27 protein-coding genes, 1 tRNA gene and 2 pseudogenes are annotated in these 25,266 nt (G+C 63.1%); 14 read left to right on the top strand and 16 right to left on the bottom strand.

Annotation, left to right across the window (positions count from 1 at the left end; genetic code table 11):
- Positions 1 to 106: 106 nt before the first annotated feature.
- From G7044_RS05240 to G7044_RS05270, 7 genes are all read right to left on the bottom strand, one after another.
- On the bottom strand, positions 107 to 343 hold the full coding sequence (locus G7044_RS05240) for an Lrp/AsnC ligand binding domain-containing protein (RefSeq protein WP_166326682.1): 237 nt from the start codon (positions 341 to 343) through the stop codon (positions 107 to 109).
- 30 nt (positions 344 to 373) lie between these two features.
- Positions 374 to 1,750 (bottom strand): MATE family efflux transporter, encoded by a 1,377-nt coding sequence (locus G7044_RS05245; protein WP_166326684.1) that lies wholly within the window; start codon positions 1,748 to 1,750, stop codon positions 374 to 376.
- A gap of 40 nt (positions 1,751 to 1,790) precedes the next feature.
- Positions 1,791 to 2,441 (bottom strand): N-acetylmuramoyl-L-alanine amidase, encoded by a 651-nt coding sequence (locus G7044_RS05250; RefSeq protein WP_166326686.1) that lies wholly within the window; start codon positions 2,439 to 2,441, stop codon positions 1,791 to 1,793.
- Between the two features lie 172 nt (positions 2,442 to 2,613).
- A complete protein-coding gene (locus G7044_RS05255) occupies positions 2,614 to 3,273 on the bottom strand; it encodes a hypothetical protein (protein ID WP_166326688.1) in 660 nt (219 codons plus the stop codon).
- A 26-nt stretch (positions 3,274 to 3,299) separates the two neighbouring features.
- Positions 3,300 to 4,781 (bottom strand): Asp-tRNA(Asn)/Glu-tRNA(Gln) amidotransferase subunit GatA, encoded by a 1,482-nt coding sequence (gene gatA / locus G7044_RS05260; RefSeq protein ID WP_166326690.1) that lies wholly within the window; start codon positions 4,779 to 4,781, stop codon positions 3,300 to 3,302.
- A complete protein-coding gene (gene gatC / locus G7044_RS05265; protein ID WP_166326692.1) occupies positions 4,778 to 5,065 on the bottom strand; it encodes an Asp-tRNA(Asn)/Glu-tRNA(Gln) amidotransferase subunit GatC in 288 nt (95 codons plus the stop codon). Before gatC ends, gatA begins: the two co-directional genes overlap by 4 nt.
- Positions 5,066 to 5,132: 67 nt before the next feature.
- The gene (locus G7044_RS05270; RefSeq protein WP_166326694.1) at positions 5,133 to 5,822 is read right to left on the bottom strand and encodes a metal-dependent hydrolase; all 690 of its coding nucleotides are present in this window, start codon (positions 5,820 to 5,822) and stop codon (positions 5,133 to 5,135) included.
- 170 nt (positions 5,823 to 5,992) lie between these two features.
- Here G7044_RS05270 and G7044_RS17950 point away from each other — a divergent pair, with 170 nt between their 5' ends.
- Entirely contained in the window at positions 5,993 to 7,105 is a 1,113-nt protein-coding gene (locus tag G7044_RS17950; protein WP_235931134.1) for a Hint domain-containing protein, read from the top strand.
- Positions 7,106 to 7,172: 67 nt separating this feature from the next.
- Here the strand turns inward: G7044_RS17950 and G7044_RS05280 are convergent, their stop codons facing one another.
- Positions 7,173 to 8,843, bottom strand: coding sequence for a bifunctional metallophosphatase/5'-nucleotidase (locus G7044_RS05280; RefSeq protein ID WP_166326696.1), 1,671 nt, complete (start codon positions 8,841 to 8,843; stop codon positions 7,173 to 7,175).
- Positions 8,844 to 9,031: 188 nt separating this feature from the next.
- Here G7044_RS05280 and G7044_RS05285 point away from each other — a divergent pair, with 188 nt between their 5' ends.
- The 5 genes from G7044_RS05285 (at position 9,032) to G7044_RS05305 (ending at position 13,930) form a co-directional block, all read left to right on the top strand.
- The gene (locus G7044_RS05285) at positions 9,032 to 9,367 is read left to right on the top strand and encodes a DUF952 domain-containing protein (RefSeq protein WP_166326698.1); all 336 of its coding nucleotides are present in this window, start codon (positions 9,032 to 9,034) and stop codon (positions 9,365 to 9,367) included.
- Entirely contained in the window at positions 9,364 to 10,425 is a 1,062-nt protein-coding gene (locus G7044_RS05290) for a quinone-dependent dihydroorotate dehydrogenase (protein WP_166326700.1), read from the top strand. Before G7044_RS05285 ends, G7044_RS05290 begins: the two co-directional genes overlap by 4 nt.
- Positions 10,426 to 10,507: 82 nt before the next feature.
- Positions 10,508 to 11,167 carry a glutathione S-transferase family protein gene (locus G7044_RS05295; protein WP_166326702.1) on the top strand — a complete coding sequence of 220 codons (660 nt, stop codon included), beginning with the start codon at positions 10,508 to 10,510 and terminating at the stop codon, positions 11,165 to 11,167.
- Positions 11,168 to 11,265: 98 nt separating this feature from the next.
- Positions 11,266 to 13,233 carry a DNA topoisomerase IV subunit B gene (gene parE / locus G7044_RS05300; protein ID WP_166326704.1) on the top strand — a complete coding sequence of 656 codons (1,968 nt, stop codon included), beginning with the start codon at positions 11,266 to 11,268 and terminating at the stop codon, positions 13,231 to 13,233.
- Complete coding sequence (locus G7044_RS05305) at positions 13,226 to 13,930, top strand: gamma-glutamylcyclotransferase (RefSeq protein ID WP_166326707.1); 705 nt, start codon at positions 13,226 to 13,228, stop codon at positions 13,928 to 13,930. The genes parE and G7044_RS05305 overlap by 8 nt, the downstream gene beginning before the upstream one ends.
- Here the strand turns inward: G7044_RS05305 and G7044_RS05310 are convergent.
- The 4 genes from G7044_RS05310 to G7044_RS05325 form a co-directional block, all read right to left on the bottom strand.
- The gene (locus G7044_RS05310) at positions 13,927 to 14,424 is read right to left on the bottom strand and encodes a phosphatase PAP2 family protein (protein WP_166326709.1); all 498 of its coding nucleotides are present in this window, start codon (positions 14,422 to 14,424) and stop codon (positions 13,927 to 13,929) included. The genes G7044_RS05305 and G7044_RS05310 overlap by 4 nt on opposite strands.
- 105 nt (positions 14,425 to 14,529) lie before the next feature.
- On the bottom strand, positions 14,530 to 14,703 hold the full coding sequence (locus tag G7044_RS05315) for a hypothetical protein (RefSeq protein ID WP_166326711.1): 174 nt from the start codon (positions 14,701 to 14,703) through the stop codon (positions 14,530 to 14,532).
- A 344-nt stretch (positions 14,704 to 15,047) separates the two neighbouring features.
- Positions 15,048 to 16,310 carry an ATP-dependent Clp protease ATP-binding subunit ClpX gene (clpX, locus tag G7044_RS05320; protein WP_166326713.1) on the bottom strand — a complete coding sequence of 421 codons (1,263 nt, stop codon included), beginning with the start codon at positions 16,308 to 16,310 and terminating at the stop codon, positions 15,048 to 15,050.
- Positions 16,311 to 16,430: 120 nt separating this feature from the next.
- Entirely contained in the window at positions 16,431 to 17,063 is a 633-nt protein-coding gene (locus G7044_RS05325) for an ATP-dependent Clp protease proteolytic subunit (RefSeq protein WP_166326715.1), read from the bottom strand.
- A 161-nt stretch (positions 17,064 to 17,224) separates the two neighbouring features.
- Here G7044_RS05325 and pth point away from each other — a divergent pair, with 161 nt between their 5' ends.
- A complete protein-coding gene (gene pth / locus G7044_RS05330) occupies positions 17,225 to 17,929 on the top strand; it encodes an aminoacyl-tRNA hydrolase (protein ID WP_166326717.1) in 705 nt (234 codons plus the stop codon).
- A gap of 235 nt (positions 17,930 to 18,164) precedes the next feature.
- Positions 18,165 to 18,551 (top strand): DUF2237 family protein, encoded by a 387-nt coding sequence (locus G7044_RS05335; protein ID WP_166326719.1) that lies wholly within the window; start codon positions 18,165 to 18,167, stop codon positions 18,549 to 18,551.
- A gap of 5 nt (positions 18,552 to 18,556) precedes the next feature.
- Here the strand turns inward: G7044_RS05335 and G7044_RS05340 are convergent, their stop codons facing one another.
- From G7044_RS05340 to trpB, 4 genes are all read right to left on the bottom strand, one after another.
- Complete coding sequence (locus G7044_RS05340; RefSeq protein ID WP_235931135.1) at positions 18,557 to 19,132, bottom strand: helix-turn-helix transcriptional regulator; 576 nt, start codon at positions 19,130 to 19,132, stop codon at positions 18,557 to 18,559.
- On the bottom strand, positions 19,125 to 19,604 hold the full coding sequence (locus G7044_RS05345; protein ID WP_328803809.1) for a hypothetical protein: 480 nt from the start codon (positions 19,602 to 19,604) through the stop codon (positions 19,125 to 19,127). The genes G7044_RS05340 and G7044_RS05345 overlap by 8 nt, the downstream gene beginning before the upstream one ends.
- Positions 19,605 to 19,729: 125 nt before the next feature.
- On the bottom strand, positions 19,730 to 20,290 hold the full coding sequence (locus G7044_RS17860; RefSeq protein ID WP_207630166.1) for a PepSY domain-containing protein: 561 nt from the start codon (positions 20,288 to 20,290) through the stop codon (positions 19,730 to 19,732).
- Between the two features lie 296 nt (positions 20,291 to 20,586).
- Positions 20,587 to 21,816: a tryptophan synthase subunit beta gene (gene trpB, locus G7044_RS05355; protein ID WP_166326721.1), complete on the bottom strand. Its 1,230-nt coding sequence runs from the start codon at positions 21,814 to 21,816 to the stop codon at positions 20,587 to 20,589.
- A gap of 114 nt (positions 21,817 to 21,930) precedes the next feature.
- On the opposite strand from trpB, the gene G7044_RS05360 reads away from it, so the two are divergent.
- The 6 genes and pseudogenes from G7044_RS05360 to G7044_RS05375 all read left to right on the top strand — a co-directional run bounded on the left by G7044_RS05360 (position 21,931) and on the right by G7044_RS05375 (position 25,118).
- Positions 21,931 to 22,020, top strand: a tRNA-Ser gene (locus G7044_RS05360).
- Positions 22,021 to 22,377: 357 nt separating this feature from the next.
- Positions 22,378 to 23,556 (top strand): annotated as a pseudogene (locus tag G7044_RS05365) (IS3 family transposase).
- Positions 23,557 to 23,845: 289 nt separating this feature from the next.
- Entirely contained in the window at positions 23,846 to 23,938 is a 93-nt protein-coding gene (locus G7044_RS18220) for an NAD(P)-binding domain-containing protein (RefSeq protein WP_407947376.1), read from the top strand.
- Positions 23,939 to 23,950: 12 nt separating this feature from the next.
- Positions 23,951 to 24,316, top strand: a pseudogene (locus G7044_RS18190) (NAD(P)-binding domain-containing protein); the annotation flags it as partial.
- The gene (locus G7044_RS18195; protein WP_328803823.1) at positions 24,290 to 24,736 is read left to right on the top strand and encodes an imine reductase family protein; all 447 of its coding nucleotides are present in this window, start codon (positions 24,290 to 24,292) and stop codon (positions 24,734 to 24,736) included. The pseudogene G7044_RS18190 and the gene G7044_RS18195, both read left to right, overlap by 27 nt.
- A 1-nt stretch (position 24,737) precedes the next feature.
- Positions 24,738 to 25,118: a nuclear transport factor 2 family protein gene (locus G7044_RS05375; protein WP_166326723.1), complete on the top strand. Its 381-nt coding sequence runs from the start codon at positions 24,738 to 24,740 to the stop codon at positions 25,116 to 25,118.
- Positions 25,119 to 25,266: the final 148 nt, after the last annotated feature.

Below are 25,266 nucleotides of genomic sequence, written 5' to 3' on the forward strand. Positions count from 1 at the left end.
CGGGGCGCGGGTGAAAAGGCCCTGTTGCAGGCGAAAAGACCGCGCCGGCCAGTTAATCGGCACGCGCCTCGGCTTTCGGCCGTGGTGGGCCACCTTCGCCACCGGTTTAGAAGGCCTTGAAGGTCATCGTCGTCAGGGTGCGGACAATGCCTTCGATGTCGAACAGGTTTTCGTTCAGGTAGTGGCCGACATCCACATCATCGGGGATATAGACCTTGGCCAGCAGGTCGAATTCGCCCGAGGTGGAGTAAAGTTCCGACACCACCTCGCGGTCATAGATGGCATCGGCGACGGCATAGGTCTTGCCGGGGGCGCAGTGAAACTGCACGAAAACGGGGCGCATGGGCAGCCTTTCGGTAATTGCCCGCGCAGCCTATCGCGCCGGGGCGGCGCGGGTCCAGTCCCCGCGCGCAAGCCCGGCATAGAAGCGGCGCAGCATCAGCACTGCCGCGACCGACAGGCCGACCAGCAGCCCCGCCCAAAGCCCGGCCGGCCCCATCCCCAGCGGGAAAGCCAGCAGATAGGCCGTGGGCAGGCCGATCACCCAATAGCTGATCGCCGCCAGCACCATCGGCACCCGTGTATCCTGCACCCCGCGCAGCAGCCCCAGCCCCTGCACCTGCAACGCATCGACCAGCTGGAACAGCGCCGCCCAGAACATCAGCCCGGTCGCAAGCGCAAGGATCGAAGGCGCCTCGGGGTCCGAGGGGTCCAGATACAGCGCCACCAGCGGCCCGGGGGCCAGCATGAACCAAAGACTGGTCAGCACCCCGAACAGGACCGAAACCGTGATCACCGTCGCCGCCGCATCACGCAGCATGACCGGATCGCCAAGCCCCTGCGCCTGCCCGGCGCGGATGGTGCCCGCGTTGGACATGCCCAGATGGAACATGAAGGTGATCGAGGCCAGTTGCAGCGCTATTCCATGCGCGGCCAATTCGCGGGTGCCGAACCAGCCCATCATGATGTTGGTGCCGACGAACATGCCGACCTCGGCCACCAGGGTCAGACCGACCGGCAATCCCAGCCAGAAGATCGCCCGGAATGCCGGCCAGTCAGGGCGCCAGAAGCGCTGCAGCAGTGCGATGGGCCGCGTCTGAGGCAACCACAGCGCATAGGCAAGGATCGCTGCCAAAGTGATGAACTGGGTCGAGATCGAGGCAATGGCCGCCCCCCTGACACCCAGTTCCGGCGCGCCGAGATTACCGAAGATGAAGACCCAGTTCAGCAGGATATTCAGCGGAATGCCGGCCACCGTCAGCCACAGCACGACCTGCGTTCGCTCCATCGAGGCGAGGTAGGAATTCAGCACCATCGCCCACAGCGCCGCGCCCACGCCAAAGCCGGCGATTCGCAAATAGTCCTGCGACAGCTGCGCCACCTCGGGCGTCTGGCCAAGCCCCAGCAGGATCGGCTGGGAATACCACAGGGACGGCATGATCAGCACAGAATGGATGGCCGACAGCCACAGCGCCATGCGGGTCGCCCGGCGGATCTCGGTGGTATCGCCGCGCGCATTCGCCGCCGCCAGAAGCCCCATGACACCAATGCCATAGCCAGATCCCAGCATCATCAGGATGAACTGGAACGAGGTCGCCAACACCAGCGCCGCCAGTGCCTCGACCCCGTACCAGCCGACCATGACCGTATCCGAAATGCCGATGGCCATGCGCGCAAGATGGCTGCCGACCAGCGGCAGGCCGAGCGCCAGCGTGGCGATCAGATGAGGGCGATAGCGTGCGAATTCCATCCGCCGCCGTTAGCGATGTCGGACGACAAGGGCAAGAGCCTTACTGAAGACTGGTAAAGAGTGTTGCCGCGGCAGCAGCCATGCGCCGGTCCTCGGCGCTTTCCGGCCCGGTCGCACCGGGGCGGAAGCGCAGGCGAAAGGCGGCAAGACGCGTTTCCGGTGCGGCCTCGGGATAGCCGATTGCATCAAGACTGGCGGCAAGGGGCGCATCATCGCTCGGCGCCGACGGATGCAACGCCAGCCCCCGCCGCGCCAACCGCGCCCAATCGAAACGCGGGCCGGGGTCGATCTTGCGGCCCGGCGCCATGTCGGAATGGCCGATCACCCCGTCGGGGCCAATGGACCACCGCGCCATGATCCGCGCCAGCAGCAGTTCCAGCGTGTCCATCTGGGCGGCAGCAAAGGGGCGGTTGCCGGGATTGGCGATCTCGATCCCGATGCTGCGGGAATTCACGTCATCCCGGCCGCGCCAGGAGCCAGCGCCGGCATGCCAGGCGCGAAGCTCCTCAGGCACGAGGGCCTCTGGCGTGCCGTCATCGTGGATCAGCCAATGGGCGCTGACCTCGGCCGCCGGATCACAAAGGCGTTCGCGGGCAGAGGCGGCATCGGACATGCCGGTGTAATGGATCACGATCAGCGACGGTCGCGCGCCATCGCGTCTTTCGCCATGGTTGGGGCTGGGATGGGTCATCGCGGAACAGGGGCGCTGCCCCTCGGCCCGTGCCGGGCCTCACCCCGGGATATTTGGGCCAGACTGAAGGCGGCATTGCCATTGAGGGTTATGCCGGGCCGCGCCTGTTGAGCAACATGGCGCGGCCAGGGCGAGTTGTTCAGCCGGATCGGTGCAGCGCCGGCGCGCAGGATCACAACTGGCTGGCCCGCTGTATCGCGGGGGTCCAGCCACAGACATAACCGTCGCCGTCCGGGTCCATTCCCATCGGATCCTGCTGCGGGCCGCCCGATGCCAGGAATTGCAATTGCGCCGCGTTCGGGTTGGGGGAACGTGCGCAGGCCCTTGCGGCATCCGCGGCCGAGCCGCCGGCGCGGGCATAGATCGCCGTGCCAGGCGCGTGGCGCTGCGATTCAGCGTAGCGGGTAAGTGCGTCGGTAGGGCGTTCAGGCGGGGCTGGCTGCGCCGGAGCAGCTGCCGGAGCGGCAACCGTCGCCGGGCGCGCTGCCGGCGCCGAGGCGAGCCGCTGGCCCGTAGCCGGGTCGTAATAGCCGCCCTTGCCCGAAGCCGGCACGGTACCGGCCGCAACTGTTCCCGATGTCTGGCCAGACATCCGCTGAATGGCGGTCGGGCTGGCGATCATTTCCGGTGTCGGTGCGTTATAGGGACGCGCCCGTGGCACCGTCAGCAACGCCTCGCCCCGACCGGTCAGCGCCATCTCGCGCGCAGCGCGGTACTGGTCATAGGGCGCATCGCTGCTGAACCGATATCGGGGATCGGCCACTTGCCCCCGTCCATCCGCGCAGGCGGCAAGCCCCGCGAGGCAGGCCAGACCGAGAAACATCTTCTTCATCGCACGCCCCTTTTTCATCCGTTCCGTTACCACCATTGCGCAGGACGGGCGGCAAAGCCAGCCGCGCGTTCAAGAACATAGGCGTGGTTCAGCAGATCGCCTTCGTCGAACGGGCGACCGATCAGCTGCAGCCCCAGGGGCAGCCCCTGCGCGTCCAGCCCCACCGGGACCGAAATCCCGGGCAGCCCGGCGAGGTTCACGGTGACCGTAAACACGTCCAGCAGGTACATCTCGACCGGGTCCTTGCCCGACATATCCCCAAGGCCAAACGCCGCCGACGGCGTCGCGGGCGTCAGAATCGCGTCCACACCCGAGGCATAGGCCTGATCGAAGTCACGCTTGATCAGCGCGCGCACCTTGCGGGCGCGGTTATAATAGGCATCATAGAAACCCGCCGACAGTACGTAGGTGCCGATCATCAACCGGCGCTTGACCTCTGGCCCGAAGCCCTCGGCGCGGGTCTTTTCGTACATCTCGACGATGCCGTCGCCCTGCCCCAGCTTTGCCCTGCGGCCATAGCGCACGCCGTCATAGCGGGCGAGATTAGAGGAGGCTTCGGCAGGCGCGATGACGTAATAGGCGGGTAGCGCATATTTCGTATGCGGCAGCGAGATGTCGACGATCTCGGCTCCGGCGTCGCGCAGCATATCTGCGCCCTTCTGCCAAAGCGCGTCGATTTCCGCCGGCATTCCCTCCATGCGGTATTCGCGCGGGATGCCGATCTTCTTGCCACGGATGTCGCCGGTCAGTGCCGCTTCGAAATCCGGGACCGGAATATCGGCCGAGGTCGAATCCATGGGATCAACAGACGCCATCGCCCCCAGCATGATCGCCGCGTCGCGCACCGTCTTGGTCATCGGTCCCGCCTGATCCAGCGAGGATGCGAACGCAATCGTGCCCCAGCGGCTAACGCGGCCATAGGTGGGCTTCAGTCCGACCGTGCCGGTGAACGCCGCGGGCTGGCGGATCGAGCCGCCGGTATCGGTGCCGGTCGCGGCAAGGCAAAGGTCAGCCGCAACGGCCGCCGCCGAGCCGCCCGACGAGCCGCCCGGCGTCAGCTTCCGATCATCGACCTTCCACGGGTTCACCGCATTGCCGTAAACGCTGGTTTCGTTGGACGAGCCCATGGCAAATTCGTCCATGTTCAGCTTGCCCAGCATGACCGCGCCGGCATTCCACAGGTTGCGGGTCACGGTCGATTCATATTCGGGCACGAAGCCGTCCAGAATGCCGCTGGCGGCCTGGGTGGTGACGCCGCGGGTGCAGAACAGATCCTTGATCCCCAGCGGAATCCCGGTCATCGCCGCGCCGTCGCCGGCCTTGATGCGTTGGTCAGCGGCCTTGGCCATTTCGCGGGCGAGTTCCGGCGTGTCCAGCACGAAGGCATTCAAAGCGCCGGCGCCCTCGATCGCGGACAGGCAGGCCTCGGTCAGTTCCGCCGAGGAAATCTTGCCGGCGCGCAGGTTGTCGCGTGCATCGGCAATGGTCAGTTTGTTCAGATCGCTCATTCCACCACCTTCGGCACGGCAAAGAACCCCTCGCGCGCATCGGGGGCGTTGGCCAGAATTTTCTGCGGATAGCCACCATCGGTCACCACGTCCGCGCGCCGTTTCAGGCGCATCGGCGTGACGCCGGTCATCGGCTCGATGCCGTCGACATCGACCTCGTTCAGCTGCTCCATGAAATGCAGGATATTGTTCAGCTCGGCCGCCAGCGCGGGAAGATGCGAATCCTCGACCGCGATACGGGCCAGATGGGCGACCTTGCGCGCCTCGTCTTCAGTGATGGACATGCCAGCTCCTTTAACCTGGCGCCGGTTTAGCCGCGCCCGCCCGATGCTGCAAGCGCGGCCGGGCCGTTCACAGAATGAAGGGCGCCATGATCTCGGGTTCGACAATCTTGACGCCAAGCGCCTTCAACGGTGCGATATCGGGTTCGAGGATCGGGAAGCTGCGGTAATGCGAACAGACGATGGTGTCGAAATCGAACCAGCGCTTAGCGGCATAGGCGGCCCGCGCCGGGTCCATGGTGAAATGCCCGCCAATCGACAGGATGCCGATATCGGGCCGGTGCAGATCGCCCATCCATTCCATATCGGCCATGATGTCGGTATCGCCCGAGTGGTAGATGGTCTTGCCTTCCCCGGCGATCATATAGCCGGCCTCGCGCCCGGCATAGACCGGTGCCCCGTCTTCGCCCGCGAAGGAAGATGAATGCGACGCCGTGACCATGGTCACCTTGGCCCCGCCCAGATCGACCGTACCGCCCTTGTTGAAACCGATGGTCTGGATACCCGATTTGGTTTCCCAGAACTGCATCAGGTCAAAGATGCCGACGACGGGGATGTCCAATTCGCGCGAGATCGCGACGGCATCGGAGGCGTGATCGAAATGACCATGGGTGATCAGGATATGGGTCGCGCCTGCGATGGCCTCGGCCCGTTTTTCGGCCGGAAACAGCGGGCTGCTGTCCAGCCATGGGTCGATCAGGATCACCGCGTTTTCGATTTCCAGCCGCCAGCTGGCATGTCCAAGCCAGGTCAGTCGCATCCTTGCCTCCTGCAATAGCGCATCTCGTCTGAACGATAGCACCGCTATCACCTTGAAAAAACCGCAGAGCAGGAAAATTAATAGTTGCGTTAACGAATTATTAATCACCCTTCGGTTGTGTTAACTGCAACCGGCAATCAAGCCGGATACGGGCAGGGATAGGGACGGGCATGTCCTACGTGATTCAAGTATTCGACTTCGATGCGCCGGTCCCTGCCAGCAGCAAGAATGTTCCCTTCATCCAGCAATCGGACATCTCGTTTTCGACCGCCAGGCAAAGCAGCATCTACCTCGACGACGCCGATAATGTCTTCGAAACCGCCAGCACCTATACCGAACAAGGCCAGAAACTGCTGATCGAGACAGAGCTTGGCGGCACCGTGCTGGCGGCAGGCACGACCCTGACCTATCGCGCAGGCCAGGTGGCGCTGATCAACGAACCGGGGACGAACAACAGCTATTACGTCTTCTTCCCGCACCGGGCGGGCAGCAACACCGGAGCCTCCAAACTGGTGGGCGACAAATCGACGGTGCTGGTCATCCCGAGCCGGGTCGACACGCCACCGCTCGATCCGGCAAAAAGCTACAGCTATACGAAAATCTATACCAATAGCACCGGCTTTAAGATGGCCGAAACGTCGATCCCGCCCAGCTATCTGAACCCGACCTGTTTCGCCACCGGCACGCTGATCGACACCGCGACCGGGCCCCGGGCGGTCGAGACGCTGGTGGCGGGCGATCTGGTGCTGACCCGCGACCGGGGGCTGCGGCCACTCGCCTGGGCGGGGGGGCGTCATCTGGACGCGCGGCATCTGGACATTGCCCCCAACCTGCGCCCGATCCGCATCCGTGCCGGTGCGTTGGGGCCGGGGCTACCGGCATCGGACCTGACCGTCTCACCCCAGCATCGGATCCTGATGCGATCAAAGATCACCGAGCGGATATGCGGCACGCCCGAGGCGCTTGTCGCCGCGCGCCACCTTTGCACCCTGCCGGGGATAGAGGTCACCAACCCGCCGGGCGGTATCGGCTATCACCATCTTCTGTTCGACCGGCACGAGATCGTGCGGTCAAACGGGGCGTGGACCGAATCGTTGTTCACCGGGCCGCAGGCGATGGCATCGCTGAGCCCCGCAGCCCGGCGCGAAATCCGGGCCATTTTCCCCGAACTGTTCGGCCAGAATGCCCCCCGCTGGGCTGGGGCACGCGACTTCCTGACCGGTGCGCAGTGCCGTGAACTGACCCGCCGCCACCAAAAGAACGACAAGCCGCTGTTCGCCTGACGCAATGAGAAGCCCGGCCCGGAAGGGGCCGGGCCGGGCTGCTTCGGCGACGTTTCGCGATCCGCGATTACTGCGCAGCCGGGGCAGCCTCCTCGGCGGGTGCGGCCTCGGCGGGTTCTTCCTCGGCGGGGGCCTCGATCACGGTGATGCGACCGTCAGTCGCGGGCGAGAAGCCCGGCCCCTGACGGGCGATGTGTTCGGCCAGCACATCGGCCAGATCGGGGCCGAAGTCATAAACCTGGGTAGCATTGGCTTCGAACACGGAATAGCCGTCACCGCCGTTGCGCATGTAGTTGTTCGAGGCCACGCCGTATTCCGCCGCCGGGTCGATGGGCGCCCAGCCGCCATTCTGCATCACCTGCACCTCGCTGATGCGCTTGCCCGCCTCGGCCGCCGGATCGACGGTGTATTTCAGCCCGGCCACCTGCGAGAAGCGGCCCGCGCCCTCCTCCATCTGGCTGGCGCCGTTTTCCAGCGCCGCCACCACATCCGCGCCTTTCAGCTTGAAGGTCGCCAGCGTGTTCTGGAACGGCAGGACCGAGATGATTTCGCCCATGGAAATCGGCCCGGCGTCGATCGAGGCGCGCAATCCGCCGCCGTTCTGAATGGCGATCTGGATGCCCTGATCCTTCACCCGTTCCAGCATCGCATCGGCCACCAGCGAGCCCATGATGCATTCGCGCGCCCGGCAATTGTTGCGGTCGCCGTCGATCGCGGTCGTGGTCTCGGCCACGATCTTCGATTTCAACTCCTCGATCGGTGCGGCCAATTCCTTGATGCGGGCGGTGATCGCCTCGTCCGGGGTGACGGAAGCGTCCAGCAGAACCGGCTGCCCCTCGGCCTTCACCAGCGTGCCGGCATCGTCAAAGGTCAGGACCAGATGGCCAAGATATTTCGAGTAAGCATAGGCCTGAACGACCGGCACCTCGGCCCCGTCGGCGCCGGCAACCATGGTGGGATATTTACCCTGCGCGTCTTCCATATCACCCAACAGCGTGTGGCTGTGCCCGCCAACCACCGCATCCACGCCCGGCACCTTTTCGGCGATTTCCTGATCCTTCAGATAGCCGACATGGGTCAGCGCGAGGATCTTGTCGACGCCTTCGGCCTTCAACGCCTCGGCATCGGCGGTCAGCGCCTCGATCTCGTCCTGAAAGATCACGCTGTCGGAAGGCGAGGCGGTTTCGGGCGTGTCCGTTGCCAGCGCCGAGATCAGGCCGATCTTCTGGCCGCCCACTTCCAGCACGGCGGTGCCATCCACGATGTCCTTCAGCCGGTTGTTCTGGCTGAGATCCAGATTGCCCGAGATGACCGGGAACTCGACCCCCTCGGCCAGCACCGCAAGCCCGTCATCACCGTCGTCGAATTCGTGATTGCCCACCGCCATCGCGTCATAGCCGATGGCCTTCATGAACTCGACGACTTCCGTGCCCTTGTAAGTGGTATAGAACAGGCTGCCCTGATACTGGTCGCCCGCGTCCAGCAGGATGACGTTGCCGCCCTCGGCGGTGATCTGCTCAGACAGTTCGCGCGCCTTGGCCGCGATCCGGCCCACCCCGCCGAAGCATTCCTTCGCCTCGGCAGTTTCCGCGTCGCAGGTCGAATCGTATTTGTTGATCTCTTCGATCCGGCTGTGCACGTCATTGGTGTGCAGGACATGCAGCACATATTCAGCCTGCGCAGCGCCAGCGGACAGGGCCAATGCGGCGGCAGAAGCCATAAGGCGGGTACGGGTCATAACAATCTCCTGGTCGAGGACATCTTCGGGGCGGGTTCGCGGCGTCAGCTTGGCCCGGCGCGACGCGCAGGTCAAATGTTGAACGCATCGTCGCGGGTCACGACAGCGCCATCGACTGCGCCCCCGTGAACGCACCCTCGTGACCGCGCCCTCTTGACCGCGCCCCGCCGAGGCGGGAAACAACCGCCATGATGATCTATAAAGTGCTTCGCAGCCCCGAATGGCGGCAGTTCCAGGACCACGGCCAGACTGCCGGCGCGCCCGTCGATCTGGCCGACGGCTATATCCATTTTTCGACCGCCGAGACGCTGGCCGGAACGCTGGACAAGCATTTTGCCGGCGAGGACGACCTGTGGTTGCTGGCGTGCGATCCCGCAACGATGGGCGAGGCGCTGCGCTGGGAACCCTCGCGCGGGGGGGCACTGTTTCCGCATCTTTACCGCACCTTGCGACTGGACGAGGTGACCGAGGCCCGCCCCCTGCCGCGTGACGCCAACGGATTTCAAATCGGAGAGCTGCCATGACCCTGATCGAACGCCTGGGCATGAAGATGCTGTTCCAGATGCAGCCCGAAACCGCGCATGACCTGTCGATCCGGGCGCTGGCATCGAGGCTGGTGCCGGGTGCAGGCGGGCCGGTGACCTCGCCCCGGCTGCGCACGCGGCTGGCCGGGCTGGACCTGCCGAACCCGGTCGGGCTTGCGGCGGGCTATGACAAGAATGCCCGCGCGGTCGGCGCGCTGATGCAGGCGGGTTTCGGCTTTATCGAATGCGGCGCGGCGACACCCCGGCCGCAGCCCGGCAATGCCAAGCCCCGGCTGTTCCGGCTTAACCAGGATCAGGCCATCATCAACCGCTTCGGCTTCAACAACGAAGGCGCCGAAGCGATTGCCGCCCGCCTTGCTGCCCGCCAGCCCGGCATCCCTGTCGGTCTGAACATCGGCGCCAACAAGGACAGCACCGACCGCGCCCAGGATTTCGCGACCGTCGTGCGCGTGGCAGGCATGGCGGCGGATTTCCTGACCGTCAACGTTTCGTCGCCCAATACCGAACGCCTGCGAGACTTGCAGGGCGCCGACGCATTGGCAGCGCTGCTGAACGGGGTGATCGCCGCCCGCGACGCCCTGCCAGAGCGCCGGCCGGTCTTCCTCAAGATCGCGCCCGACCTGGACGATGCGGGCCTTGCCGATATCGCCCAGGTCGCCCGCACCGTGGGCGTCGACGCGATCATCGCCACCAACACCACGCTGTCGCGCGAGGGGCTGCGCGACCCGCAGGCCTCGGAAGCGGGGGGCATGTCGGGGCGGCCCTTGTTCGAACGCTCGACCCGCGTGCTGGCGCGGCTTTACCGGATGACCGGCGGGCATATCCCGCTGATCGGCGTGGGCGGTGTCGGCAGTGTCGAAGACGCCTGGCAAAAGCTGCGCGCCGGCGCGAGCGCGGTGCAGATCTATTCGGCGCTGATCTATGGCGGGTTCTCGCTGGCCGGAGAGATCGCGCGGGGGCTGGATCAGCGGGCCGAACAACAAGGGCTGACCTGCCTTTCGGAACTGACCGGCACCGGCGTCGCGGACTGGTTGTAAGGGCATCCGGCCCATGTTGATGGTTTGACGCTTTCCGCCTGCCCGTTTCGCCTTTAGGCTGTTGAAAACGGAAGGAGCTTTCATGCTGGTCATCCATGGCGTTACCCGCTCTCGCGCCTCGCGCATCATCTGGCTGTGCCACGAAATCGGCCTGCCCTTCCGGCAGGTGCCAGTGATTCAGGCTTATCGGCTGGGCGATCCCGACGCGCCGGACGCCCCGCTGAACACCCGTTCGCCCGCCTTTCTGAAACTGTCGCCATCCGGCGCGATCCCGGTGGTCGAGGATGACGGATTGCTGCTGTCCGAATCCTACGCGATCAACCACCACCTGGCGCGCAAGCATGGCGCGCCCTTCGGCCCGCAGGATGCCAGCGAAGACGCGCTGATGATGCAATGGAGCTTTTACGCTGCCACCGCGATCGAACCCGATGCGCTGACACTGCTGTTCCTGCATTCGCGCGGACAGGCCCAATCGGGCGAGGATCAGGCACTGATCGCCAACGCCGCCGAACGGCTGATCAGGCCGTTCAAGGTGCTGGACGATCATCTGGCGCGGCACGGCTATCTGGTCGGCGGCCGTTTTACCGTCGCCGATATCAATATGGCCGAGACGATCCGCTATGCCCAAGGCTATGGCCCGCTGATGGAGGAGTTTCCCGCCATACGGCAATGGCTGGCCGACGCACAGGCCCGCCCGGCATTTCAGCAAATGTGGCAGGCCCGTCTGGCAGAGCCTGAATGACCCCCTAACCCTTGGGGCAAGCCAAGGCGCGACCGCAAAGCCTTGCCCCAGACCGGCCCTTCATGTGATAACTGCCGAAACCAGAAACGAGCAGATACATGGCCGACGATCTCTTTCCCGTGACGCAGGACGACACCAGCTATTCCGCCGCCTCGATCGAGGTGCTGGAGGGGCTGGAACCCGTCCGCAAACGCCCCGGCATGTATATCGGCGGCACGGATGAACGCGCGCTGCATCACCTTGTGGCCGAGATCCTCGACAACTCCATGGACGAGGCGGTGGCGGGCCACGCCAGCCGGATCGAGGTTGAGCTGCTGGCCGATTTCACCGTCGTCGTGCGCGACAACGGCCGCGGCATCCCGATTGATCCGCATCCGAAATTCCCCGGCAAATCCGCGCTGGAAGTGATCCTGTGCACGCTGCATGCGGGCGGCAAGTTCTCGGGCGATGCCTATCAGACCTCAGGCGGGCTGCACGGGGTTGGCGCATCTGTGGTGAACGCGCTGTCGGATCTGATGGTCGTGCAGGTCGCGCGCAACAAGGAACTGTTCGAACAGCGTTTCTCGCGCGGGATCCCGCAGGGGCCGGTGGCCAAGATCGGCGCCGCCCCGAACCGGCGCGGCACCACCGTGACCTTCCACGCCGACGAGGAAATCTTCGGCCATCACCGCTTCAAGCCCGCTCGACTGCTGAAGATGGTGAAGTCCAAGGCCTATCTGTTCAGCGGCGTCGAAATCCGCTGGAAGTCGGAAATCGACGACGGCGAAACCCCGACGGAGGCCGTGTTCCACTTTCCCGGCGGGCTGGCCGATTACCTGTCGGAAACCTTGGACGGGGTGACCACCTATGCCGAGCGCCCCTTCGCCGGCAATGTCGACTTTCAGGGTCGCTTCGGCGTGCCTGGAAAGGTCGATTGGGCGATCAACTGGACGCCGTCGCGTGACGGTTTCATCCAGTCCTATTGTAACACCGTGCCCACCCCCGAAGGCGGCACGCATGAGGCGGGCTTCTGGTCGGCGGTGCTGAAGGGTGTGCGCGCTTACGGCGAGCTGGCCAATAACAAGAAGGCCGCCCAGATCACCCGCGAAGATCTGCTGACAGGCGGCTGCGCGCTGGTATCCTGCTTCATCCGCGAACCGGAATTCGTCGGCCAGACCAAGGACCGGCTGGCAACAGTCGAGGCGCAGCGTCTGGTCGAGGGCGCGGTGCGCGACCATTTCGACAACTGGCTGGCGGCGGACCCGAAATCGGCCGGCGCAATCCTCGATTTCCTGATCCTGCGTGCCGAAGAACGCCTGCGCCGCCGCCAGGAAAAGGAAACCCAGCGCAAGACCGCGACGCAGAAACTGCGCCTGCCCGGCAAGCTGGTCGATTGTTCGGCCAAGAACCGGTCCGGCACGGAACTGTTCATCGTCGAAGGCGACTCGGCCGGTGGTTCGGCCAAGCAGGCGCGCGACCGCAACACCCAGGCGCTGCTGCCCCTGAAGGGCAAGATCCTGAACGTGCTGGGCGCTGCCTCGGGCAAGCTGGGATCGAATGCGGAAATCAACGACCTGTGTCAGGCGCTTGGCGTCGGCATGGGGACGAAATTCAACATCGACGATCTGCGCTATGACAAGATCATCATCATGACCGATGCCGATGTCGACGGCGCGCATATCGCGTCGCTGCTGATGACTTTCTTCTTCACGCAGATGCGCCAGATGATCGACAAGGGGCATCTCTATCTTGCCTGCCCGCCGCTTTACCGGCTGACGCAGGGCTCGCATCGGGTCTATGTCGCCGATGACGCGGAAAAGGAACGGCTGCTGGCCAAGGGCCTGGGCGGCAAGGGCAAGATCGACGTGCAGCGCTTCAAGGGTCTGGGCGAAATGGATGCCAAGGACCTGAAGGACACGACGATGAACCCGGCTACGCGCAAGCTGATCCGCGTCACCATCGACGAGGATGCCGCCGGCGAAACCGGCGATCTGGTCGAGCGTCTGATGGGCAAGAAGCCAGAGCTTCGCTTTGAATATATTCAGGAAAATGCCCGCTTCGTCGAAGAAGAAGGGCTGGATGTCTGATCCAGCGGATCAGCCGCGCCTGCGCCTGACAGATGCCCTTGTGCAACGCGCGACGCAGGTCGTCGACGGCCCGCTGTATCGCGACGAGTGGCATCTGCTGGACGATGCCGAACTGGATCGACTTGCCGACGACCTGACCCGGGGCCGGCCCACACCGGTCCCAATTTTCGCCTATGGTTCGCTGATCTGGAATTCGGGCTTTGCTGTTTCGGCACGCCGCCGCGCAACCGCGATCGGATGGCATCGCCAATTCAGCATCGCATTGGATCATTTTCGTGGCTCGGTCGAGAATCCCGGCCTGATGCTGGCGCTCGCATCGGGCGGAACCTGCGAGGGGCTGGTCCTTGACGTCGCGCCGGGAACCGAACACGATTCCCTGCGGGCCGTCCTGAAACGAGAACTGGTCGCGCACGAACTCGCCGCCAATGCGCGCTGGATCGAGGTCGAAATCGACGGGCAGCGGTCCGAGGCCCTGACCTTCTACGCCGATCCGATCGACGTTCCTCTGACCAAGTTGCCGGTCGCGGATCAGGCGCGGCTGTTGGCGCGCGCAAATGGCGCGGCGGGATCAGGCAGCGAATATCTGCTGCGCACCGCGCAGGGGTTGGAAGCCGCCGGCATCCGCGACCCTTACATCTGGGAATTGCAGGAGCTGGTCGCGGCAGAGATTGAAAGCTGGCCTGCCAAACAGCCCTAAAACTTCATGCCGACGCTGAAGGACGCACCCTCCGTGCCGATTCCGAAATTGGCAGCGCCGAAGCTGAATCCGATCAGTGCGCCGGTCCAGACCTGCTGCGCAGTGTGTTCACCCGCATGCACGCGGCTCCACCCGGTCAAACCTGCCGCACCATAAGCCAGGGCGCCAGCCTCGGGCTGGTCGTCAAAGCACTTGCCGGCAAGATCGGAGGCGCCGAAAAAAGCCGCCGCCGTGTGACCTGACGGAAAACCTTCGCCCTCGCCCGAAGGGCGGCGCGAAATCGGCTGCCCGTCGAAATATCGCTTCATCCCCAGAACCAACGCCGCCTGCAGCGCGCCCCGCACAACAAAATCCTCAACCCGGTCCTGATCGACGGCGCAGACGGCAGCGGCCAGCGGCAGACCGTATTTCATCGTCGTGCCGAAGCTCTCGAAAGGATCGGCGCTGACAGGCAGGGCCAAGGTTGCGGCAGACAGCATCGCAGCAAGCTTCATTCCGTTCACCTTTGCCACGCGCGCCATGAATGCAGGTCTGAATTGTTTCTGTCACCGATCGACACCAATCGCCAGAGCCCAATGCCCAATCTGCCACTTCCGCATTCAGCTCTCGTGCCGAAACGCACGGCCCGACACCTGGATGGAGTTTCCGGACGGGTTCTTCGCATTGGAAAACAGATAGCCATCGGCCTCATGGATCGGCGCGACGGCAAGGCCCATCTGCCCCGCGCGCCAACAGAAATCTTCGACATCCTCGATATCGAATAGCAGCTTCACCTGCCCCGCGTGTAAAACCACGCCATCTCGGTCAGGTGTGGCGTGTAACCATGATCCGGCCCACTGTCGCCAAATCGGTGACTTCCCCGCGTGAGATTTCCACCTCAGGATGAATCAGAGCACGCCGAGCCGCAAGACAACCCGCCCCGAGCACCATCAGACAGCGGGAATGGCATCAGTCCTCGCTACCCCCGTGTGGCCATGCGTTGCGCATCGGCACAAACGCCGCCGCGACCCGGGTGTGGCCCGGCAAAGGCGTCTTCTCAGCACCGCCGATTGGTACACGGCGAAAAGCAAAAGGCCCGGAGAAGCTCCGGGCCTTTCCGATCCAAACGACTGAGGCGTCAACCGGCGGTCTTTGCGGGCTCTTTCTTGGCCTCGACATGAATGATCAGCGGCTTGGCGGCGGCGTTGTCGACCGCCTCCTCGTTGACCACGACCTCCTCGACGCTTTCCAGCCCCGGCAGTTCGAACATGGTATCCAGCAGGATATCTTCCATGATCGAACGCAGCCCGCGCGCACCGGTCTTGCGCTTGATGGCGCGCTTGGCGATCGCCGACAGCGCGTCGTCGGTGAAGGTCAGCTTGACGCCTTCCAGTTCGAACAGGCGCTGATATTGCTTGACCAGAGCGTTCTTCGGCTTGGTCAGGATGATGATCAGCGCTTCTTCATCCAGGTCGGTCAGAGTGGCGATGACCGGCAGACGGCCGACGAATTCCGGAATCAGACCGAATTTCAGCAGATCCTCGGGTTCGAGTTCCTTGAACAACTCGCCCACACCGCGGTCGTCGTTTTCCTTGACCGCGGCACCAAAGCCCATCGCCGTGCCCTTGTTGCGCTGCGCGATGATCCGGTCCAGCCCTGCGAAGGCACCGCCACAAACGAACAGGATATTCGTCGTGTCGACCTGCAGGAATTCTTGCTGAGGATGCTTGCGCCCGCCCTGCGGCGGCACGCTGGCAACCGTGCCCTCCATGATCTTCAGCAGCGCCTGCTGCACGCCCTCACCCGACACGTCGCGAGTGATGGAAGGATTGTCGGATTTGCGGGTGATCTTGTCGACCTCGTCGATATAGACGATGCCGCGCTGCGCGCGTTCGACATTGTATTCCGACGCCTGCAACAGCTTGAGGATGATGTTTTCGACGTCCTCGCCGACATAACCGGCCTCGGTCAGCGTGGTCGCATCGGCCATGGTGAAGGGCACATCCAGAATGCGGGCCAGCGTCTGCGCCAGCAGCGTCTTGCCGCAGCCGGTCGGGCCGATCAGCAGGATGTTCGATTTCGCCAGTTCGATATCCGACTTGGCGCCGTGGTTCAGCCGCTTGTAGTGGTTGTGCACCGCCACCGACAACACGCGCTTGGCGCGTTCCTGACCGATGACATAATCGTCCAGCACCTGACAGATTTCCTGCGGTGTCGGCACGCCTTCGCCTGATTTCAGGCCTGAGGATTTCGTCTCCTCGCGAATAATGTCCATGCACAGCTCGACGCATTCGTCGCAGATGAACACGGTCGGGCCCGCAATCAGCTTGCGGACCTCGTGCTGGCTCTTGCCGCAAAAGCTGCAATAGAGCGTGTTCTTGCTGTCGTTTTCTGTCGCCATGCTACGTCCTTACGTCCAAGGCAGTCCCGCCAACCGGCGGGTCCACGAAGTACTGCCATGTTAGGGGCCACGGCCCCCGGTCTCAATCCCCAAACCGCAGCGCGGATGCGCCCCGCAGGTTTACTTCTTTTCTGCCTCGGCCTTGCCGCGCGGCGTCAGGACCTCGTCAATCAGGCCCCAATCCTTCGCCTCTTCGGGCGACATGAAGCGGTCGCGTTCCAGCGCGGCCTCGACATCAGCCAGCGACTGGCCGGTATGGTGGACATAGATCTCGTTCAAACGGCGCTTCAGCTTTTCGGTTTCGCGCGCGTGGATCAGGATGTCCGTGGCCTGCCCCTGGAACCCGCCCGACGGCTGGTGGACCATGACGCGGCTGTTGGGCAGCGAATACCGCTGGCCCTTTTCGCCGGCACACAGCAACAGCGACCCCATCGAGGCCGCCTGCCCGACCACCAGCGTCGAGACGCGCGGGCGAATATACTGCATGGTATCATAGATCGACAGACCGGCGGTCACGACACCGCCCGGGCTGTTGATGTACATGGAGATTTCCTTGGACGGGTTTTCCGCCTCAAGAAACAGCAACTGCGCGCAGATCAGCGTGGCCATGCCGTCATGGACCGGCCCGGACACGAAAATGATCCTTTCCTTCAGAAGTCGCGAAAAAATGTCATAGGCCCGTTCCCCGCGCGAGGTCTGTTCGACCACCATAGGAACAAGCGTGTTCATATAAAATTCTGCCGGATCGCTCATCAATCTTTCCTGCCCGATTGCCTGCCCTGTCGTTTACGGTCCGATTCGAGACCTGCCAGAGCGATGTTCTACCTGCGAAAGGTTGACAGAGTCTTAGTAACGCCCGATCTCATCCGCAAGGGATGCAGCGCATTTGAACCGAATGGGACGAAGGAAGAACGATGAAACTGATCGTGGGTCTGGGCAATCCGGGCGCGAAATATGCGGCGAACCGGCACAATATCGGCTTCATGGCCGTGGACCGGATCGCGGCCGATCATGGCTTTCAACCTTGGCGCAAACGCTTCCAGGCCGAGGTATCCGAGGGGCGGCTGGGTTCCGAAAAAGTCATGCTGATCAAGCCGATGACCTTCATGAACCTGTCCGGGCAGTCCGTCGGCGAGGCGATGCGATACCTGAAGCTGACGCCCGATGACGTGATCGTTTTTCATGACGAACTGGATCTCGCGCCGGGAAAATGCCGGGTCAAGCTGGGCGGCGGTCATGCCGGACATAACGGACTGCGTTCGATCCATCAGCATATCGGCGAAAGCTACACCCGCGTCCGTCTGGGCATCGGCCATCCGGGCCACAAGGATCGCGTCAGCGGCCATGTCCTGTCCGACTTCGCCAAGGCCGATCAGGATTGGCTGGACGACCTGCTGCGCGGCATTTCCGACGGCGCGGTCGCCCTGGCAGCGGGCGACGGGCCCGGCTTTCAGAACGCCGTCGCGCGCCGTGTGGCACCAAGCCGCAATCAGGGGGCAGCCGATACCAGCCCGAAAGGTGCCGCCAAACCGGCCCCGAAACCCGCCGACCCGGCCGAGCCGACTGCCCCGCAGAGCATCAGCGAAAAGCTGCAATCGCTGGCCGCAAGGTTCAAATGAAGCGGGCACGCTCGGGGCTGGGTCGCCCCCAGCGCCGCACGCCGCGGCACGGCGGTTGCCCGGCTGGCCGAGCGAAGTCGGCTCTCGCGAGGCGTGGGCGCCGTTTCGGCTTGCCGACACATTCGGCAATGGTCCGATCGCCTTGTCAAATCCCGACTATGGGGACATCCTGAGGGCGCAGCCGGTCCGTCAAAGGATGGCCGCGCATGTGCAGGAAAACGCAAGGAGACGCCTTATGGAGCCATCGGTGAACGTGCTGGGCGGGCCATTGCAGCCCTGCTCGATGGATCCGCTGACCGGCTTCTATCGCTATGGTTGCTGCAATACCGGGCCTCAGGATCAGGGCAGCCACACGGTTTGCGTCATCGTCACGGCCGAATTTCTGGCCCTGTCCAAATACCTTGGCAATGACCTGTCGACGCCACGGCCGGAATTCCGCTTTGCGGGTCTGAAACCCGGTGATCGCTGGTGTTTATGCGCGGCGCGCTTTCTGCAGGCGGCGCAGGAATTCGCGGCCCCCAACGTGGTTCTGGAAGCGACCCATGCCGGTGCCACCCGCATCATCCCACTCGAACTGTTGCGCGCCCACGCCGTCAATTCCGGAGAGACGCCGCGCCGCTGATCGGCTCAAGCCCCGCAACTCGGTCTGGCGGCGGTCGGGACGGCTGCGGGATCGAACAGATCTTCGATGAACAGGCTTAGCAGTTGGTGGCGATTGCCCACCCCGGCCTTGCGATAGACCGCCGCCGCCTGCGCCTTGATCGTCCCCTCGGATGTTCCCCGCAGCGCAGCGATTTCCGCCACGGACATGCCCTTGATCGAAAACAGCGCGACATCGCGTTCGGCCGGGGACAGTGCCCAATCGGTGAAGCGCTGATCGATCAGGTCCATGAAGGCGGATTTGGCGCGTGCCAGCTTTTCCTGCGCCTCGCGCCCTGCGCGCAGAGAAAGCGCCAGCATCCGCCCGCCAAGACCGATGCCGGCGATCAAGCCGACCGCCGCGCCGATATCAAGATATTCGGTATATTCCCAGGCAAGCGGTTCGTAATAAATGCCGAAAACCGAGGCGACCATGTCGCGTATCAGATAGATTGCACATATCGTCTGCAGCGCCAAGATGGCGACCAGCGGCGCCTGACGCAGAAACTGACCGCCCTGCCGAACAGCTGCCGTCTGCCCATCACTGAACGGGGCGTCAGTCATCGTCGTCATCATCGTCGTCGTCGTCGGAATCGCTGTCGTCCGAGCGGCTGTCGGAATCATCATCTGAATCGTCGTCGTCCCGGTCGTCGTCCGACCTGCCGGAACGATTGCCCGATTTGCTGCCCGAACTGTCGCGGCCCGATGATACCGGTCCTTCGCGGTCACCGTCATCATCGTCGACGACCGCCAGGCCGACGCTTTCGGTGCCGCCATCGGCATCCCGCACAAGATCCCGCAGCAGCGCGCCGTTACGCGGGTCGATCACGATCTCGCGCTGATGGCCGCGCCCGGTTGCGGTGACGACTACCTTCCCCAGCAAGGTCCGATGCACCTCGATCCGGTCATAGCCCTGATCCATCAGCTGTCGGGTGACCTGGCCGGCAACATCCCCCGCGGCCATGGCTGGCAGCGGCATCGCAAGCGCAATAGAGGCGGCGATCAGAAGGCCCGTTAAACGATGGCGAAAGGTCACAGAGGTATCCTCACGGCGGCGGAACAAGGGGCGCGCGCCGCCCCTTGACCGTTTTCGGCGCAGTCGCGAGCCAGATCAAGCCCGTTGCCGCGACAAGGCGGCAAAGGATGTGACCCGCGACGCCCTCAGTCATCATCATTGTCGTCGTCGCTATCGTCACTATCGCTGCCGTCATCGCTGTCGCTGTCGTCGCGACTATCGTCCCGGTCGTTGTCGTCCCGGTCATCGTCCCGACCATCATCGCGATCGCTGGCGTCATCGCCATCATCGTCACGGTCACTCGCATCGTCGCCGTCGTCATCACGGTCGTTGTCATCGTCACGGTCGTCTGCATCATCGCCGTCGTCATGATCGCCTGCATCGTCATCGTCATCTTCATCGGCATGGCCGCTGTCGTCCAAGTCATCACGATCATCGGCAATATCGGCCGCACGGCCCCCGCGCACGGTCTCGGTCTCCTGCTCAATCACCGAGCCAGTCCGCGTGTCATAGGTGATCTCGACTTTCTGGTCACCACGCCACGCTTCGATGCTAAGTTCATTCTCGCCACGATCGTGGTCCACTTCGATGTCGGTGAAGCCTTGCTCGGCCAGCGATTGCACGGCCGCATCCGTGCTGACCTGTGCCGAAGCCGCCGAAAGGCCCAGCACCACAAACACACTCGCCAAAGTCAATTCGTTCCGCATCTTAAGCTCCTATATGGAATGACGCCGTTCCCCGGCATGGACCCAGCTAAACAAGGCTGCACCCCGGCACCATTCAACCGAGGAGCTATCGGGCCCGTTTAAACAAAGGTTTATGCACAGAAATTGCTAGCACTCTATTGCTTGCATTTTAAATTCTTCAGGCGGCGTATTCCCTCGCCCGCAGCGTTCTATTTGCCGAATTTCGACCACAGCCGGCCAAGGCCTGCGACGCAGCAGGAAGGGCAATCGAAGCGGCATCAGAAAAAGCCGTCCCGACTTACGGGACGGCCAGAGGCTCAACCGCCGGCGTTGACCTCGACGCCTAGATGCTTGGCGACGGTAAAGATGTCCTTGTCCCCGCGACCTGACAGGTTGACCACCATCAAGTGATCCTTCGGCAGGGCCGGCGCGATCTTGGTAACGTGGGCAAGCGCATGGCTGGGTTCCAGCGCCGGGATGATGCCTTCTGTCCGGCACAGAAGCTGGAAAGCCTCAAGCGCCTCCTTGTCGGTGACATAGACATATTCGGCGCGCCCCTGATCGTGCAGCCAGGCGTGTTCCGGGCCGATGCCGGGGTAATCGAGCCCCGCGCTGATCGAATGCCCGTCAAGGATCTGTCCGTCCTCATCCTGCAGAAGATAGGTGCGATTGCCATGCAGCACGCCCGGACGGCCGCCGGTCAGGGATGCGCAATGTTCCATCCGTTCATCGACACCGTGGCCGCCGGCCTCGACCCCGATGATGCGAACGTCGGGGTCGTCGATGAAGGGGTGGAACAACCCCATCGCGTTCGACCCGCCACCGATGCAGGCCACGACGCTGTCAGGCAGCCGGCCCTCGGCGGCCACCATCTGCGCCTTTGTCTCGCGTCCGATGATCGCCTGAAAATCGCGCACCATGGCCGGATAGGGATGCGGCCCCGCAACGGTGCCGATGCAATAGAAGGTGTCGCGGACATTGGTCACCCAGTCGCGCATGGCATCGTTCATCGCATCCTTCAGCGTCCCCTTGCCCGAGGTGACCGACACCACCTCGGCCCCCAGCAAGCGCATCCGAAAGACGTTCGGCGCCTGCCGTTCGACATCGGTGGCGCCCATGTAGACGATGCATTTCAGCCCGAAACGCGCGCAGACAGTGGCGGTGGCAACACCGTGCTGCCCTGCCCCGGTTTCCGCGATGATGCGGGTCTTGCCCATGCGCCGCGCCAGCAGGATCTGGCCCAGCACGTTGTTGATCTTGTGGCTGCCGGTATGGTTCAGTTCTTCGCGCTTCAGAAAGATCTTCGCGCCGCCCAGTTCCTCGGTCAGGCGGGGGGCATGGTAAAGCGGGCTCGGCCGGCCGACATAATGCGCCCAGAGATCCTCCATCTCTGCCTCGAAGGCCGGGTCTTTCTTGGCGCGGTCATATTCCTGCTGCAGATCGAGGATCAGCGGCATCAGCGTCTCGCTGACGAAACGGCCGCCGAAGATGCCGAAGCGACCCTGGTCGTCCGGGCCCTGGCTGAGGGAATTGATGCGGTCGTCCATGTCACGCTCCTGTCGGTTCAACGTCCTGCGGGCTGGTGCTGTCGTAGCGAAGCGAGGGGGCCGCGGCAAGTCGGGCTTGCAGGCGCCCGCGCCACAGGTTACGCGAGGGCCGTCGGAGGAGTGGCAGAGTGGTTTAATGCACCGGTCTTGAAAACCGACGTAGGTGGAAGCCTACCGTGGGTTCGAATCCCACCTCCTCCGCCATTCACCGCCGATTGCCCTCTATAGTGCGATATTGCCGCCGATCACCGCATCGCCACCGGATGAGATAGCAAGCCGCCGATTCTACGCCACAGGCCGATATTTCTTGAGCCCAGCGCCGGCAGCTTCCGACCCCGTACAAGCCGTCAGGCTTTGACCTGCCACGGGATTGTTCCTCTAGATGCGATTAGAGTCCGATCCAAGTTGAGGACGGACAATAAATCGAACGAGATTTACGGACGAGCAGATCATCAGCATCCTGGCCGAGCATGATGCCGGTGCAAAGTGCGCCGATCTGTGCCGCTGATCCTCCCCCCGTGAAGTGTTCCGCCGTTATAATTGGGAAACGGAGGATCAGAAATGGCGAACAAGCGACCGAAGCCGGAAGAGATTGTGTCGAAGTTGCGGCAGGTTGAGGTTCTGATGGGGCAAGGGATGTCCCGTCTGGACGCGATCAGGAAGATCGGGTTTGTTGAACAGACCTATTACCGCTGGCGCAAGCAGTATGGTGGCATGGGTGTAGATCAGTTGAAGGAACTGAAGCGGTTGCAAACGGCTGCGACGCGCGGTCTCGGATCTGACGCTGGACAAACTCATTTTGACCGAGGCGGCCCGGGGAGTTTGAAGCGGTTCACGTCGTGATGAACGATCCAGTGGATCGTTCAAGCGCACAAACGGGCGGAGCCCCTGAGCCCCGCTCGCTGCCGGGCCTGCATCGATCATGTTCGCGGTGAGCTGGGCATTTCCGAACGCCGGGCATGTCGTGTGCTGCGCCAGCATCGCTCGACCCAGCGTAAGCTGCCGCAGGGCCGGGCTGACGAAGACCGGCTGGTCGCCGATATGATCGAGCTGGCGCGCCAATATGGCCGCTATGGTTATCGCAGGATTGCGGCCCTGTTGCGCGATGCAGGTTGGCAGGTGAACGACAAGCGTGTTGAGCGCTTATGGCGGCGTGAGGGGCTGAAAGTACCAATGAAACAACCGAAGAAGGGACGGCTCTGGCTGAACGACGGATCCTGCGTCCGGCTGCGACCGGAATACCGCGACCATGTCTGGTCCTATGATTTTGTCCATTGCCGAACCGATGACGGCAAGGCCTTTCGGACGCTGAACATCCTGGATGAGCACAGCCGCGAATGTCTGATGATCCGGGTGAAGCGCAGGCTGAACTCGACCGACGTGATCAATGCGTTGAGCGATCTGTTCATGCTGCGCGGCGTTCCTGCCTTCATCCGATCCGACAATGGCCCAGAGTTCATCGCCCAAGCCGTTCGAGACTGGATCGCAGCTGTCGGGGCGAAGACGGCCTGCATCGAACCGGGCTCACCCTGGGAGAACGGCTACTGCGAGAGCTTCAACGCCCGTTTCAGTGATGAGCTTCTGGACGGCGAGATCTTCTACAGCCTCCGCGCGGCGCAAATCGTCATCGAAACATGGAGGAAGCACTATAACACCAAGCGACCACACAGCGCTCTGGGCTACCGCCCACCGGCCCCCGAAAGCCTCATCCCGATGGATCAGAGGCCGGTCATGCACTAACAATCAAACCGGACCACTCAGGTGGGGCTGATCAAATGCACTTCCTCAGCCGACCGAACCGGCGGGGCGCTGCACCAAGTTCGCAAAGAATATTTATATTCCATTTGCTCGCGACCACCCTCATCGCAGTCGAAAAGCCATTGTCCATGTGCGCGTTCAATTCGTTCTCCTTACCCCCGGAGTAACCACTTACGCCTCCGTGCGTATTGGCGCTGCCCTGTCCAGATCATAGCTCTCCTCAAAACGGTAGGCGAGCCGAGTGTTGCGCCGATCGATATGGAGAGTTGGAATGAAGCCTACAATCAGCATCTTGGGGACCGGACGCATGGGATCGGCGCTTGCCGCCGCGCTTCTTCAGGCGGGATACCACACGAGCGTCTGAAACAGGACGGCAGAAAAGACCAAGGCGCTGGCTGAAGCTGGAGCCACAGTCGCGGCGTCGGTGCGCGAAGCCGTCGAAACAGCCGACATCATCGTCGTGAACGTCACCGACTACGCTGCAACCACGGCGCTATTGCGTAGCAAGGATGTTGCCTCGACCATCGACGGCAAGGTGATTTTGGAACTCACTTCGGGGACGCCGGATGGCGCGCGCGAAGCCGCTGAATGGGCCACCAAACACGGAGCCAGCCATCTCGATGGCGCGATCATGGCCACGCCCGATTTCATCGGCACCGAGGCCGGGACGATCCTGATCTCCGGACCACGGCCGGCTTTCGAAGCCAGCTCGGTCATGTTTGGCGCCCTTGGCGGCAATGTCCAGCATGTCGGTGTAGAACCGGGGCGGGCGAACGCGCTAGACAGCGCGCTGCTTGCTCTCATGTGGGGCGCGCTGTTTGGAACACTCCACGCGATTGCGGTGTGCCAGGCCGAAGACATTGATCTAGGCGAACTGGAGCGGCAATGGGCAGCAACCGCTCCCGTGCTTGATGGACTGGTGGCTGACCTCATCAAGCGGACGAATGCCGGTCGTTTTGCCAGCGACGAGGAGACCCTCTCTTCGATTTCCCCGCACCACAGCTCGCTCCAGCATCTGATTGAGTTGATGGAAGCGCGCAGGATCGACCGCTCGGTGGTCGATGGTTACGATACAATCTTCAAACGGGCGATTGACGCCGGCCGCGAGAATGATGATTTCGCATCGCTATCGCAGTTCCTGGGCAAACCCGGAGGTAAGTAGAATGGCGTTGACCACACTCATCGATCAATATTGCTCTGCCTGGTCAAAGGACGACGCCCAGCAGCGGCGAGCGCTGCTGCTCCCCATCTGGGGCGAGGACGCAACTTACACGGACCCGATGGTCCACGCTGCTGACGCGGAAGACCTTTTGGCGCATGTCGCAAGCATCCATGCGCGGTATCCCGGTGTCCGCATCTTGCGAACAAGCGACGTGGATGTCCATCATGGGATCGCGCGCTTCGCTTGGAAGTTCGTGACGCCCGATGGGCCGTCCTTCCCGGACGGTCTGGACATTGCCTTCCTTGACCCAAGCGAGACGCGAATTGCACGCATCATCGGCTTTTTTGGACCGTTACAGACCACAAAACAGAACTTTGGCTGACGTTGGCCTCAAGGTAGCAGGCTTGCTATAGGACGAAGTTACGCTGGGAAGAACGTTGATGCGAAGAAAATGAGGATCAACCTTCTCCCCAGCGTATGGCACCCGCATTCCCCTCACGTTGCGACACAGACGTTTTTCCGTCGCAGAA

The organism is Paracoccus xiamenensis, from assembly GCF_011308835.1.
Taxonomy (GTDB): domain Bacteria; phylum Pseudomonadota; class Alphaproteobacteria; order Rhodobacterales; family Rhodobacteraceae; genus Paracoccus; species Paracoccus xiamenensis.

Bases quoted from the DNA above. Each gene is read 5' to 3' on its own strand.
- G7044_RS05240 (WP_166326682.1), bottom strand. From the start codon at position 343: ATGCGCCCCGTTTTCGTGCAGTTTCACTGCGCCCCCGGCAAGACCTAT.
- G7044_RS05245 (WP_166326684.1), bottom strand. From the start codon at position 1,750: ATGGAATTCGCACGCTATCGCCCTCATCTGATCGCCACGCTGGCGCTC.
- G7044_RS05250 (WP_166326686.1), bottom strand. From the start codon at position 2,441: ATGACCCATCCCAGCCCCAACCATGGCGAAAGACGCGATGGCGCGCGA.
- G7044_RS05255 (WP_166326688.1), bottom strand. From the start codon at position 3,273: ATGAAGAAGATGTTTCTCGGTCTGGCCTGCCTCGCGGGGCTTGCCGCC.
- gatA (WP_166326690.1), bottom strand. From the start codon at position 4,781: ATGAGCGATCTGAACAAACTGACCATTGCCGATGCACGCGACAACCTG.
- gatC (WP_166326692.1), bottom strand. From the start codon at position 5,065: ATGTCCATCACTGAAGACGAGGCGCGCAAGGTCGCCCATCTGGCCCGT.
- G7044_RS05270 (WP_166326694.1), bottom strand. From the start codon at position 5,822: ATGCGACTGACCTGGCTTGGACATGCCAGCTGGCGGCTGGAAATCGAA.
- G7044_RS17950 (WP_235931134.1), top strand. From the start codon at position 5,993: ATGTCCTACGTGATTCAAGTATTCGACTTCGATGCGCCGGTCCCTGCC.
- G7044_RS05280 (WP_166326696.1), bottom strand. From the start codon at position 8,843: ATGACCCGTACCCGCCTTATGGCTTCTGCCGCCGCATTGGCCCTGTCC.
- G7044_RS05285 (WP_166326698.1), top strand. From the start codon at position 9,032: ATGATGATCTATAAAGTGCTTCGCAGCCCCGAATGGCGGCAGTTCCAG.
- G7044_RS05290 (WP_166326700.1), top strand. From the start codon at position 9,364: ATGACCCTGATCGAACGCCTGGGCATGAAGATGCTGTTCCAGATGCAG.
- G7044_RS05295 (WP_166326702.1), top strand. From the start codon at position 10,508: ATGCTGGTCATCCATGGCGTTACCCGCTCTCGCGCCTCGCGCATCATC.
- parE (WP_166326704.1), top strand. From the start codon at position 11,266: ATGGCCGACGATCTCTTTCCCGTGACGCAGGACGACACCAGCTATTCC.
- G7044_RS05305 (WP_166326707.1), top strand. From the start codon at position 13,226: ATGTCTGATCCAGCGGATCAGCCGCGCCTGCGCCTGACAGATGCCCTT.
- G7044_RS05310 (WP_166326709.1), bottom strand. From the start codon at position 14,424: ATGAAGCTTGCTGCGATGCTGTCTGCCGCAACCTTGGCCCTGCCTGTC.
- clpX (WP_166326713.1), bottom strand. From the start codon at position 16,310: ATGGCGACAGAAAACGACAGCAAGAACACGCTCTATTGCAGCTTTTGC.
- G7044_RS05325 (WP_166326715.1), bottom strand. From the start codon at position 17,063: ATGAGCGATCCGGCAGAATTTTATATGAACACGCTTGTTCCTATGGTG.
- pth (WP_166326717.1), top strand. From the start codon at position 17,225: ATGAAACTGATCGTGGGTCTGGGCAATCCGGGCGCGAAATATGCGGCG.
- G7044_RS05335 (WP_166326719.1), top strand. From the start codon at position 18,165: ATGGAGCCATCGGTGAACGTGCTGGGCGGGCCATTGCAGCCCTGCTCG.
- G7044_RS05340 (WP_235931135.1), bottom strand. From the start codon at position 19,132: ATGACTGACGCCCCGTTCAGTGATGGGCAGACGGCAGCTGTTCGGCAG.
- G7044_RS17860 (WP_207630166.1), bottom strand. From the start codon at position 20,290: ATGCGGAACGAATTGACTTTGGCGAGTGTGTTTGTGGTGCTGGGCCTT.
- trpB (WP_166326721.1), bottom strand. From the start codon at position 21,816: ATGGACGACCGCATCAATTCCCTCAGCCAGGGCCCGGACGACCAGGGT.
- G7044_RS18220 (WP_407947376.1), top strand. From the start codon at position 23,846: ATGAAGCCTACAATCAGCATCTTGGGGACCGGACGCATGGGATCGGCG.
- G7044_RS18195 (WP_328803823.1), top strand. From the start codon at position 24,290: ATGTTTGGCGCCCTTGGCGGCAATGTCCAGCATGTCGGTGTAGAACCG.
- G7044_RS05375 (WP_166326723.1), top strand. From the start codon at position 24,738: ATGGCGTTGACCACACTCATCGATCAATATTGCTCTGCCTGGTCAAAG.